Consider the following 12,368-nt stretch of genomic DNA (forward strand, 5'->3'; position numbering starts at 1 on the left):
ATCTAAGAAAGGAAAAGAGAAATCATTCCCTGTAATCGTCGAGGAGCCTTACTATCTCGCGGGCTTCCTCTTCTGTGGGGATGTAGCCCTCCTTGGCGAAGATCACCCGCAGGTCGAAGTAGTCCTCCGGCATGAGGTCAACGATCTTGGCGGCGAGCCTCTCGTCCATCCACTCGAAGAGCTCCATGAGCTTCCCCTTAAGCTCCTCCGCCTTCTCCGGGCTAAGGCTTGCAAAGCGCTCCGCATGTTCGAGGCTAACCCTCGCCTCGTAGAACATCGGCTCCTCGGGGTTCTCCTCCATGCCCTCCGCCTTTCGCCTTTCAAGGAGCTTCCGGGTCTCGGCTATCGTGAGGTACCGCTCCTCGAGTTTCTTCCTGCCTATCATGCTCATCCCTTCTGGGGCCTCAGGTGGACCGGATGGATGAAGAAGGTCTTAACCTTTCCCCCGTCCTTAATCTGAACGATGTAGGCGTCACCGCGCTTTCCAACGACGGTCCCGGTCCTCCCGTGAAACCTCGGGTCGGGCATGCCCCTGTGGTAGCTCGGCTCGATGACTATGTGGACCCTCTGGCCGGCCTCGAACCCCTGAAGGAATCTGGTAACGGGGGGCATTCCTCTCCTTCGGGGGCTCTTGCTGAGCTTTTCACGGGTCTTCCTCCTAAAGCTGTGGGCTTTTTTGACCATTTTCCATCACCTCACGGGGTTGTATCCAGCACGGACTTCACAAAGGGCTTTCAGCCTTTTCAAACCTTTCCGGCGTATCAACTAAGCCTGTTACGGCCTCGCTATCCACTCATGAAAACCTTTTATAAAGTTTTCAGTCCTCGAGAACGTTCAACACGTCGAGCCTCTCACACCATGCAGATTTTCCAAGCAACCCGCTGACCGAGGGCTTCGTCCTTCCCCCGTCTCCGGACACGAGCTCTTTGATGTAAAGACCTCCATCGGTAACCAGCCTGAGCAGGAAATGTTTCTCATCGAGCCATCTGGCTTCGGCATCGTGAACCCGCCTGATCCTCACCCTGTCGGCCCTGACCTTTCTCACGCGCCATGGGGTTCTCTGGTGGATTTCCATACCTTTGAGTTTTGAAGCCACCTCTTCCGCTTCCTCGGGGGTTACCCCCTCATCGACGCGGACGAGGGCGAGGTATTCCTTTCTGTGTCTCCGGGTGAGGACTTTCCTTGCCTCGTCCCGGGAGATAAAGCTAAGGTCCGAAACCAGAACCTTTCCGGTTGAGTTTACCTCCTTCGCCAGCTCTTCCAGATCGAGGTTTCTGCGTCTCGGACGTTTGATCTCAAGCACAAAGGGCCTTCCGTTGCCGAGCGTTCGAACGTCAACATCCTCCCTCCCGGCGGCCTTGAAAACGCACTTCCCTTCGGATGCCCTTGAAAATGGGCCGCACACTATGGAAGCAACGCTCTCCTTAAAACCGGACAGGGGGGTCTGCGGGATACCCCTTACGAGCTTCCTGTAGCGACCGTAAACGTAGAGGGAAGCTATCCGGAGCTCGATCTTATTTGAGTAGGGCTCGACGATAAAAACCACGTCAGGGTCTCTGGAGAACTCCTTTCCCGTGGCCTTTTCAAAGGCCTTTCCGAGCTCCCGGTTGAACTCCCGGTTTATGGGCTCCGCACTTTCTATTCCAAACTCCCTCCAGATGGACTCTTCCCTCTCCACAACCTCCGGAGGAAACCGGGAGCCAACGAGGAAGGTCCCGAACTCTATTCCCGAGGAGGCTTTTTTCATGTCCTCAACGAGCCGGGGGATCCTCTCGAAGACGTTGCCACACAGCCCGCAGGTCTCAGGCTCGGGGATGGGATCCAGTCCTCTGGCGGAGCGCTCCATGTTGAGGACGAACCTTATGGCTCTACCCCTGTTCTCGTTGGTGCCCTTCCCCAGCTTTCCGAAGAGTCTTCCCAGACAGTGGTCGCAGAGACCGTAGACTTCCAGCACCTTTTCCGCCCTTTCGATTATCATCCTTTCACCCCAAGTTTTATATTCCCCGGACCAGAAATTCCCGCGCGATGATGAGTCGCAGGCAGAGGATAATAAAACTTTTGGAGGAGCGGGACTACAGCGTGAGCGAGCTTGCGAGGGCCCTCGAGCTTCGTGGCAGGGGCTCGGGGAAGGTAATCCTCGAGGATCTTAAGGTCATCCGAAGGACGCTCAAGCATCAGGGCAGGGTGCTCCTCATAAAGCCCGCGGAATGCAGGAAGTGTGGCTTCGTCTTCAGACCGGAGATACGCGTTCCCTCGCGCTGTCCAAGGTGTGGCTCGGAGTGGATAGAGGAGCCGAGGTTTAAGATCGAAACCCGGTAGCCGTCATTCAGACAACATAACCCCGAAATTCTGGCCGGATTTCGTCACCCGTCCAGCCCCAAGGTTTATATTAAAGGAAAAGCACCTTCTCCGGAGGGTGGGTCATGCGTAAAGTGGAGAGGTTTATGAGGGATAAGGACCTCAGGGTCGGAGATCGCGTCCGGATAATCGAAAAGGAGGACGGAAAAACGAGCACCTATGAGGGCATCGTGATGAACCCCTACGAGCTTTCCAGTGGGGAAACGCTCACGCTGAAGCTCGACAACGGCTACAACATCGGGATACTGATAGACCAGATAGAATCCGTCGAGGTGGTTGAGAGGGCGTCTCAAAAGGAGGGGCCAACCTTCAGGGAAGTTCTCCCAAAGAAGCCCGGCCTCCCGGGCGTTGCGATAATCGGAACAGGCGGGACCATAGCGAGCAGGATAGACTACAAGACCGGGGCCGTTCACGCGGCCTTCACCGCCGAGGAGCTCGCAATGGCCGTTCCGGAGATATTCGAGGTAGCCAACGTAACACCGAAGCTTCTCTTCAACATAATGAGCGAGGATATGAGCCCCAAACACTGGGTTAAAATAGCCCACGAGGTTGCAAAAGCCCTGAACGACGGCGAGGACGGTGTCGTGGTGGCCCACGGAACGGACACGATGGGATACACCGCGGCAGCCCTCAGCTTCATGCTCCGCGATCTCGGTAAGCCGGTTATCCTCGTCGGTTCTCAGAGGAGTTCGGACAGGCCGAGCAGCGACGCGGCGATGAACCTGATATGCTCCGTCAGAATGGCGACCGCCGATTTCGGGGAGGTCGCTGTAGTCATGCACGGTGAGACGGGCGATACCTACTGTCTGGCCCACAGGGGGACCAAAGTCAGAAAGATGCACACGAGCCGGAGGGATGCCTTCAGGAGCATAAACGACATCCCGGTGGCCAGAATATGGGCGGATGGCAAAATTGAATTCCTGAGGGACGACTACCGGAGGAGAAGGGATAGTGAGGTCTGGGTGGACGATGAGATGGAAGAAAAAGTCGCCCTTGTCAAGGCCTTCCCCGGGATCCAGCCTGAGGTGATAGACTTCTTCGTGGATAAGGGTTACAGGGGGCTCGTCATCGAGGGCACCGGGCTCGGGCATGTTCCCAACCACCTGCTGGACTCGATAGGCCGTGCCACGGAGGAGGGCGTTACGGTTTGCATGACGAGCCAGTGCCTCTACGGAAGGGTTAACCTGAACGTCTACTCCACGGGAAGAAGGCTCCTTAAAGCCGGGGTCATACCGTGCGAGGACATGCTCCCTGAGACGGCCTACGTGAAACTCATGTGGGTGCTCGGCCACACCCACGATCCTGAAGAGGTGCGGGCGATGATGCTTACGAATTACGCGGGCGAGATAACACCCTACACGAGGTTCGATACCTTCCTGAGGTGAGGAGGATGGATTACGAAAAACTCGGTCTCAAAGTTGGTCTTGAGATCCACAGACAGCTTAACACGAAGAAACTCTTCTCCCCCGTTCCGGGTGAGTTCAGCGATGAGGTTGACTTCACCTTCAGGAGGAGGCTCAGGCCGACGATAAGCGAGCTCGGTGAGATCGACCCCGCTGCTCTCGAGGAGTTCAAGAAGGGCAGGAGCTACGTTTACGAGGGGAATTACAGGCTTACAGACCTCGTTTACATGGACGAGGAGCCCCCCCATATGCCCGACGAAGAGGCCCTAAGGGTGTCCCTCCAGATCTCCTACCTTCTGAACGCCACCCCTGTTGACGAGATCCACTTCATGCGCAAGATAGTCATAGACGGTTCGAACGTTTCGGGCTTCCAGAGGACGGCCATAGTGGCGATGAACGGAAGGGTTGAGACGCCCTGGGGAAGCGTTGGAATACCTACGATATGCCTCGAGGAGGACGCGTGCAGGATCGTCGAGAGGAAGGATGGGGAGGTTATCTACCGCCTCGATCGTCTCGGCATCCCGCTCGTGGAGATAGCCACTACTCCAGATATACACCACCCGGAACAGGCGAAGGTCGTGGCGAAGTACATAGGTGATGCCCTGAGGGCCACGAGAAAGGTAAAGCGCGGTCTCGGAACCATCAGGCAGGATCTCAACGTCTCGATAAAAGGCGGGGCGAGGGTGGAGATAAAGGGCGTTCAGGAGCTGGATATGATTCCAGTGATCATAGAGCGCGAGGTCGAGAGGCAGCTGAAACTCCTCGAGATAAGGGACGAACTCGCGAGGAGGGGGGTTAAAGAGGAGGATCTGAAGGAGGACTTCCGGGACGTGACCGGGATCTTCACGAACACCGGTTCGAGGATAATCCGGAAGGCGATAGAAGGGGGCGGCAAAGTCCTCGCGGTCAAACTCCCGGGGTTCAGGGGTCTCATAGGAAGGGAGATAGAGCCGGGAAGGAGACTGGGAACTGAGATGGCCGACAGGGCAAAGAAGTACGTTAGGGGCATCTTCCACATCGACGAATTGCCGAATTATGGAATTACCGAAGGTGAGGTTAGGGCGGTTGTTGAAGAACTCGGGCTTGGAGAGGAGGATGCCTTCGTTCTCGTGGCCGGGGAGGAAGAGGTCTGCAGGAAGGCCCTCAGTGAGGTCGTCAAAAGGGCAAGGGAAGCGCTTCACGGAGTTCCGGAAGAAACGAGGAGGGCCCTGCCGGACGGAAACACCCAGTACATGCGCCCGCTCCCGGGGAAGGCGAGGATGTACCCCGAAACCGACATCCCGCCGATACAGGTAACCCCCGAAATGAAGGAAGAAATTCTGGCGAACCTTCCGGAGCTCCCTCAGGAGCGCGTTGAACGCTACGTGAGGGAATATAAAATAGACAGGAGCCTCGCCGAGACCCTCGTCAACGAGGAGCGCGATGAGCTCTTCGAGGAGCTCGTGGAGATGGGTGTCAAACCCTCTTTAGCGGCTTCGATCCTCGTGGTGGTGCTCCGGGGGCTGAGGAAGGAGGTTCCAATCGAGAATATCACGGACGACCACATAAGGGAGGCGTTTGACCTCTACCTCCGCGGAAGGATAGCGAAGGAAGCCTTCGAGGAGATATTCAAGGAGCTCGCCAGGAATCCGGAAAAATCGGCATCCCGGGTGGCGGAGGAGAAGGGCCTGACGCTCCTGAGCGAAGCTGAAGTGGAAAGCATAGTGGACGAGGTGATAGCGGCCAACATTGAGGTCATAAAGGCGAAGGGAATGGGAGCGATGGGCATGATAATGGGACGGGCAATGGCCAGACTCCGCGGCAGGGCGGATGGAAAGCTGGTGAATCAGCTCGTGAGGAAGAAGATTCGGGAGATTTCCTCCTGAATACCGATACTTTTTCGATTTCCTTGAAAATTATAGGGATGGCGTTTAAATGTCCTGCAGGCACTTTTAGGAATCCCCGGGATTTTCCTTGCATATGTCGGAGGTATCATGCATATGCCAGCCATTCTGGCCCTTACCTTTGCCATGACACTTCTCGTGCAAAGCCTGAAAAAAAGCTACGGGGAAAGCGAGTTCGATTAGCTCACCTTCCAAGCTCCTTATGGGCCCTCGCGAGGTGCTTCGCCGCTATGGCCGCTAAAAGCGAAACCTCCCCGGCCAGAACCGCTCCCGCAACTATCTCGGCGAACTTCTTGGCGTTGGTTCCCGGCGGGTCCCCCCCACCGGCAACGCCCATTATGCTCAGGGCTTCCCTCTGGGTTGGCACGCGCGTTCCACCGCCCACGGTCCCTATCTCAAGGCTCGGCATCGTGACGCTTACGTATAGATCCCCCTCCGGGGTCACTTCGGCCAGGGTTATGCCGTGCGAGCCTTCCGTAATCTGGGCCTCATCTTGGCCAGTTGCAAGGAATATGGCACCTACTATGTTGCCGAAGTGGGCGTTGAATCCGTAAGAGGCGGCCTGAGCCGAGCCGACGAGGTTCTTCCTGTAGTTCACCTCGGCTATGAGCTCCGGCGTTGTCTTCAGCTTCCGCTCCACGATCTCCCTCGGTATAACGGCCTCGGCTATGACCCTCTTGCCCCTTCCGTTGATGAAGTTCATGGCGTTTGGCTTCTTGTCGACGCAGAGGTTACCCGATAGGGCGAGGTACTTAACGTCGGGAAACTTCTCCTCGATGAGCTTCATTATCTCCTCGCTCGCTATCGTCACCATGTTCATGCCCATCGCATCGCCTGTCTCGAACTCGAAGCGGAGGTAGAGGTTGTTGCCGACTATGTACGGTTTAACTCCTCTCAGCCTTCCGTGCCGGGTAACCCTGCTCACGGCCTTTTCCTGGAGGTAGTCGAGGTTCTCCCGCACCCATTCCGCAACCTCTCTCGCCCTCCTCGCATCGGGGCATTTCAAAAGGGGCGCCCTCGTCATCTTGTCGTCTATGAGGGTTGTCTTAACACCGCCAGCTTCCGTTAGGGCCGAGCAGCCCCTGTTCACGCTCGCAACGAGTGCCCCTTCCGTGGTCGCCAGCGGGACGTAGAACTCTCCCCTGGCGTACTCCCCGTTTATCTTAAGAGGTCCGGCCACGCCCATCGGGATCTGGACGACGCCTATCATGTTCTCTATGTTCCTCCCTATCAAAAGATCCGGGTCGATTGAGTAGTGCCCTATGTTATCGAGCTTTACTCCAAGCTTCCTCTCCAGAGCCTTCCTCCTTATTTCAGTTGCCAGTCTCTTATCGCCGTTGGTGTACTTCTCAACGAGGTGAAGCTTTATCTCCCCCTTTGCCACCTTATCCACGAGCTCTTCCACGTTCATAACACCACCCCACGATCAGCCGAATATCCAGTCCTCGAGTACCTCCCCGGTTTCGCGGAAGGCCACCGCCGCATCGCTTTCCGGGAAGTACTTGATTATGGGAATGCCCGCGTTTATGGATTCCGGAACGTTGTAATCGAAGGGGATCCATCCGATAACCGGGACGTCCAGATCGTTCTCTATGGCCTCAATTATGTGATTGACAACGTCGGCTGATTCCCTCACCTTGTTGAGCACAACGCCTATGTTGAGGTTGTACCTCTCACCGAGAACCTTCAGCTTCTCGATCTCGTTCTTAACCATCATCTCGAAGGAGTATATCGGAGAACGCTCGATCTCAACGACTATGATCTGATAATCGGCTATCTCAAAAGTCGGGAGGGTATCGAAGGGTACCCCGGTGGGAGAGTCAACGAAAACGACACCGAACTTGTATTTAACCCTCTCAAGGACCTCCACGAGCTTTGGGGGGGTAACACCCACGACATCCTGAAGCTTCGTGCTGCCCGGCATAACGTGAACCCCCGTCTGGGGGTGTCGGTATATGGCCCACTCCGGTTCAACTTCCGGGTCCCTCAGAACGGAGTGAAGGGTGTACTTCACCGTATCGAGTCCGAAGTGAAAGCCGAGGTTCGGGAGGTAGAGATCGCCGTCAACCGCCAGAACCCTGTATTCCTTCATAGCCAGATAAGTGCTCAGGTTGGCCGTCGTCGTTGTCTTTCCGGCGCCGCCCCTCCCCGTTACCACTATCACTGCCATTGTTGGACCCCCTTACCGAAGTTAAAATACTCAAAGGGAGATATAAGGTTTCCGATGGGTGGGAAGCGCAAAAGGTTTATATCATCCTATTCAAACAGTCGTTGTAATGTTAAGGAGATGATTCCCATGGCGGAGAAGATGGAAGCCATTATGAAAACCCGGCCCGCTTACGGCGCCGAGCTCGTTGAGGTCGACGTTCCGGAACCCGGCCCCGGGGAAGTTCTCATCAAAGTTCTCGCAACCACAATCTGCGGGACGGATCTCCACATTTACGAGTGGAACGAGTGGGCCCAGAGCAGGATCAAGCCCCCCCAGATAATGGGGCATGAGGTCGCGGGAGAGGTCGTAGAAGTCGGCCCTGGTGTGGATGATATCGAGGTTGGGGATTACATAAGCGCCGAGACTCACATCGTCTGCGGCAGGTGCTACGCCTGCAGGCACAACCGCTACCACGTCTGCCAGAACACGAAGATATTCGGTGTGGATATGGACGGCGTCTTTGCGGAGTACGCTATAGTTCCAGCCCGGAACGCCTGGAAGAACCCCCGGAACATGAAGCCGGAACATGCGGCCCTTCAGGAGCCCCTTGGAAACGCCGTTGACACCGTGCTGGCCGGTCCAATAGCGGGGAGGAGCACCCTGATTACCGGTGCCGGACCTCTCGGGCTTCTCGGGATAACGGTTGCCAAGGCATCGGGAGCCTACCCGGTCATAGTGAGCGAACCGAGCGATTTCAGGAGGGAACTTGCCAGAAAGGTCGGTGCCGATTACGTCGTTAACCCATTCGAGGAGGATCCGGTTAAGTTCGTGATGGATGTCACAGACGGAGCCGGCGTTGAGGTGTTCCTCGAGTTCAGCGGCGCCCCGAAGGCGCTTGAACAGGGTTTAAAGGCCACCACGCCCGGAGGGAGGGTTTCCCTGCTCGGGCTCTACCCGCGCGACGTTACCCTTGACGTCAACAACCTCATCATATTCAAGGCCCTCGAGGTTCACGGGATAACCGGAAGGCACCTCTGGGAGACGTGGTACACCGTGTCGAGCCTCATTCAGAGCGGAAAGTTAAACCTCGACCCTATAATCACCCACAGGTACAAAGGCTTTGAGAAGTTTGAAGAGGCCTTCGAGTTGATGAGGGCCGGGAAGACCGGGAAGGTCGTCTTCTTCCCCCACAGGGGCTGATCTTTTCTTTCCACCACAATTTTTAAGTAACTCCTTCTCAAACCCCATCGGGAGGTGCCCCTATGGAGTTAAGCTATCAGGAGAAACTCACGCTCCTAAAGCTCAACGAGGTTAAAAAGGCCAGATTCGAAGAGCTCGTCGAGAGAACCGGCCTCGATCAGGTTGCCGTAATGCGTTCAGTCCTTGGTCTGCAGAGTAAAGGACTGGCGAAGCTCCATGAGAGGAGCGAAAGGGTGGTGAGACTGACCGGGACGGGGAGGGAATACGTTAGAAGAGGCCTTCCCGAGTGGAGGGCCCTGAGGATCCTCAGGGAGCGGGGAAAGGTTACCCTCGACGACCTTAGAGGGGTCCTCAGCGATGAGGAGCTGAAGCCCATAGTCGGCCTTCTGAGGAGGGAAGGCTGGGCGTCCATCGGAAAGGAAGGGGGAAAGTTAACACTCGAAATAACGGAAAAAGGGATGAAAGCTGAGGAAAGGCCGATTGACAGGGCTTTAAAACTCCTCGCCGGGAGGGAAGCGGTCCCCGTAGCCGAGATCGAGAAAATAATCCCGGTTAAGGAGCTCAAGAGGAGAAAGGTTGGAGAGGAGGACACCCTGACCGAGAGGTTCGTTGAGATAACCCCCGAAGGAGAGGAGCTCGTAAGGAAGGGCATCGAGCTGAAGAAAGAGGTATCCAACCTCACCCCGGAGCTCATAAAGTCCGGAAAATGGCGGGAGGTCGAGTTCAAGCGCTTCAACATCCACGCCCCTGTCAGAAAGGTACATCCCGGCAAGAAGCAGCCCTACAGGGCCTTCCTCGACAGGCTGAGGAGAAGGCTCGTTGAGATGGGCTTCATAGAGATGACGGTCGACAGCCTCATAGAAACCCAGTTCTGGAACTTCGATGCCCTCTTCCAGCCCCAGAACCACCCGGCGAGGGACTGGACCGATACCTATCAGCTCAAATACCCGAAGAGCGGGCGGTTGCCCGGAAGGGAACTCGTGGAGAGGGTGAGGACGGCCCACGAGAGGGGACTCGCCGGTTCCAGAGGATGGGGCTACGTCTGGTCCCCGGAGAGGGCCATGCTGCTCATGCCCCGTGCCCACGGAACTGCGGTGGACGCGAGAAGGCTCTCCGAGGGCATCGAGATCCCCGGGAAGTACTTCACAATTCAGCGCGTCTTCAGACCGGATGTTCTTGATAGGACCCACCTGATAGAGTTCAACCAGATAGACGGCTTCGTTGCGGGTGAGGAACTCAACTTCAAACACCTGCTCGGCATACTCAGGCGCTTTGCGGTGGAGATAGCCGGGGCCCGGAAGGTAAAGTTTTTGCCCGATTACTATCCCTTCACGGAGCCGAGCGTTCAGATGAGCGCCTACCACGAGGAGCTTGGATGGGTTGAGTTCGGAGGTGCGGGCATCTTCAGGGAGGAGATGACGAGGGCCCTTGGAATAGACGTCCCGGTGATAGCGTGGGGAATAGGCATAGACAGACTGGCCATGTTCAAGCTTGGAATAGACGACATCAGGTACCTCTTCAGCTACGATTTGGGGTGGCTCAGAGAGGCGAAACTGGTCTGGTGAGGTGATCGAAGTGCCGAAGTTCGAGGTTTCAAAGAGGGATCTTGAAGGGCTCGTCGGGAAGGAATTCAGGGTCGATGAGTGGGACGATCTCTTCCTCTACGCCAAATGTGAGATGGACGACGTCCGGGAGGAGGACGGCGAGGTCTATTTCAAGGTGGACTCAAAGGATACCAACAGGCCGGACCTCTGGAGTGCCGAGGGCATAGCGAGGCAGATCAGGTTCGCCCTCGGTCTGGAGAGGGGCCTTCCCGAATACCGGATGGAAAAGAGCAGGGTTACGGTTTACGTTGACGAAAAACTGAGGGACATCCGACCCTACGGTGTCTACGCCGTCGTTGAGGGGCTGGAGCTGAGCGAGGAAGCCGTCAGACAGATGATAAACCTTCAGGAGAAGGTGGCGCTAACCTTCGGAAGGAGAAGGAGGGAGGTGGCGATAGGCATCTTCGACTTTGACAGGATAAAGCCACCCGTTTACTACCGGGCGGCCGAGAAGGACGAGAAGTTCGTCCCCCTCGGGTTCACGGAGGAGCTCACCCTCGAGGGGATCCTCGAGAGGCACGAGAAGGGAAGGGAGTACGGGCATCTGATTCGGGACAGGCCCCTTTACCCGCTCCTCGTTGACAGCGAGGGGAAGGTCCTTTCGATGCCACCGATCATAAACTCCGAGGTCACCGGAAGGGTGACCACCGAAACTCGGAACGTTTTCGTCGACGTTACCGGCTGGGATCTGAAAAAGATAATGCTGGCCCTGAACGTGGTTGTAACGGCCCTCGCGGAGCGTGGTGGGAGGATAAAGAGCGTTAGGGTAATCTATCCCGACTTTGAGATAGAAACGCCCGATCTAACCCCAAAGGCCTTCGAGGTCGATCTGGAGTACATCAAAAGGCTCAGCGGGCTGGAGCTTGGTGATGGGGACATAAAGGACCTTCTGGAGCGCATGATGTACCGCGTTGAGCTGGAAGGGGGGAAGGCGAGGCTTCTCTACCCGGCCTTCCGCGACGACATAATGCACGCGAGGGACGTTCTCGAGGATGTCCTTATCGCCTACGGCTACAACGAGATCGAGCCCGAAGAGCCGGAGCTCGCGGTGCAGGGAAGGGCAGATAGGTTCGTTGAGTTCGAGGATGCCGTCAGGGAGCTCATGGTGGGCTTCGGCCTGCAGGAGGTGATGACCTTCAACCTCACGAACGCTGAGGCTCAGTACGGGAAGATGCGCCTCGAACCAGGGGAAGGTAACTCCCTCCACCCGCCTTCGGATCTGGTGGAGATAGAGAACCCGATAAGTCCCAAGTGGTCGGCCCTCAGGGTGTGGCTCACCCCCTCCCTGCTGGACTTCCTCAGCCAGAACACCCACGAGGAGTACCCCCAGAGGATCTTCGAGGTCGGTAAGGTCACCCTGATAGACGAGGAAAGGGAAACGAGGACCGTCAGCGAAAGCAAGCTGGCCGTGGCCTTAGCTCATCCGCGCGTGACCTTCACCGAGGCCAAGGAGATACTCGAGAGCGTAATGCGGCACCTCGGGTTCGAATACGAGCTCAGGGAACTCGATCACCCCAGCTTCATACCCGGGAGGGCTGGTAGAGTGGTCCTCAACGGCGAGGAAGCCGGGATTATAGGCGAGATCCACCCGGAGGTTCTGGAGAACTGGGGGATCGAAATGCCCGTGGCGGTCTTCGAGCTGTTTCTAAAACCCCTCTACAGGGAACCCTACATCTGATCCTTTTTTCCATCCCTTTGTACGGCACCCACGCCACCTCAAAGTTCGCGACGTTCGATGCAAAGCGTTTTATACCCCCCCGCGGATCGGTTA

General features: G+C 56.6%; 11 protein-coding genes. 6 read left to right on the forward strand and 5 right to left on the reverse strand.

The genetic code is table 11. The features are described 5' to 3' along the window. Window positions 1-22: 22 nt before the first annotated feature. From A3L12_RS06055 to A3L12_RS06065, 3 genes are all read right to left on the reverse strand, one after another. Window positions 23-385: an RNA polymerase Rpb4 family protein gene (locus tag A3L12_RS06055; protein ID WP_088882783.1), complete on the reverse strand. Its 363-nt coding sequence runs from the start codon at window positions 383-385 to the stop codon at window positions 23-25. Between the two features lie 2 nt (window positions 386-387). Then, window positions 388-684: a 50S ribosomal protein L21e gene (locus A3L12_RS06060; protein ID WP_088882784.1), complete on the reverse strand. Its 297-nt coding sequence runs from the start codon at window positions 682-684 to the stop codon at window positions 388-390. 133 nt (window positions 685-817) lie between these two features. Then, window positions 818-1,978, reverse strand: coding sequence for a tRNA pseudouridine(54/55) synthase Pus10 (locus A3L12_RS06065; RefSeq protein ID WP_088882785.1), 1,161 nt, complete (start codon window positions 1,976-1,978; stop codon window positions 818-820). 47 nt (window positions 1,979-2,025) lie between these two features. On the opposite strand from A3L12_RS06065, the gene A3L12_RS06070 reads away from it, so the two are divergent. From A3L12_RS06070 to gatE, 3 genes are all read left to right on the forward strand, one after another. Continuing rightward, window positions 2,026-2,319, forward strand: a complete 294-nt coding sequence (locus tag A3L12_RS06070; RefSeq protein ID WP_088882786.1) for a transcriptional regulator — start codon at window positions 2,026-2,028, stop codon at window positions 2,317-2,319. 104 nt (window positions 2,320-2,423) lie between these two features. Then, window positions 2,424-3,743 (forward strand): Glu-tRNA(Gln) amidotransferase subunit GatD, encoded by a 1,320-nt coding sequence (gene gatD, locus A3L12_RS06075; protein ID WP_088882787.1) that lies wholly within the window; start codon window positions 2,424-2,426, stop codon window positions 3,741-3,743. Between the two features lie 5 nt (window positions 3,744-3,748). After that, complete coding sequence (gene gatE, locus A3L12_RS06080; protein WP_088882788.1) at window positions 3,749-5,626, forward strand: Glu-tRNA(Gln) amidotransferase subunit GatE; 1,878 nt, start codon at window positions 3,749-3,751, stop codon at window positions 5,624-5,626. A 202-nt stretch (window positions 5,627-5,828) separates the two neighbouring features. Here gatE and hmgA read toward each other — a convergent pair whose 3' ends face one another. After that, complete coding sequence (gene hmgA, locus A3L12_RS06085) at window positions 5,829-7,055, reverse strand: hydroxymethylglutaryl-CoA reductase (NADPH) (RefSeq protein WP_088882789.1); 1,227 nt, start codon at window positions 7,053-7,055, stop codon at window positions 5,829-5,831. 15 nt (window positions 7,056-7,070) lie between these two features. Beyond that, on the reverse strand, window positions 7,071-7,814 hold the full coding sequence (locus A3L12_RS06090) for a MinD/ParA family protein (protein WP_088882790.1): 744 nt from the start codon (window positions 7,812-7,814) through the stop codon (window positions 7,071-7,073). A 126-nt stretch (window positions 7,815-7,940) separates the two neighbouring features. Between A3L12_RS06090 and tdh the strand changes: the two genes are divergently transcribed. The 3 genes from tdh to pheT all read left to right on the forward strand — a co-directional run bounded on the left by tdh (window position 7,941) and on the right by pheT (window position 12,275). Then, entirely contained in the window at window positions 7,941-8,993 is a 1,053-nt protein-coding gene (gene tdh, locus A3L12_RS06095) for an L-threonine 3-dehydrogenase (RefSeq protein WP_088882791.1), read from the forward strand. A gap of 62 nt (window positions 8,994-9,055) precedes the next feature. Next, window positions 9,056-10,558, forward strand: a complete 1,503-nt coding sequence (locus A3L12_RS06100) for a phenylalanine--tRNA ligase subunit alpha (RefSeq protein WP_088882792.1) — start codon at window positions 9,056-9,058, stop codon at window positions 10,556-10,558. Window positions 10,559-10,568: 10 nt separating this feature from the next. Further along, a complete protein-coding gene (gene pheT / locus A3L12_RS06105; RefSeq protein WP_088882793.1) occupies window positions 10,569-12,275 on the forward strand; it encodes a phenylalanine--tRNA ligase subunit beta in 1,707 nt (568 codons plus the stop codon). Window positions 12,276-12,368 lie beyond the last annotated feature (93 nt).

Origin of the sequence: Thermococcus sp. P6 (genome assembly GCF_002214525.1) — an archaeon.
Classification (GTDB): domain Archaea; phylum Methanobacteriota_B; class Thermococci; order Thermococcales; family Thermococcaceae; genus Thermococcus.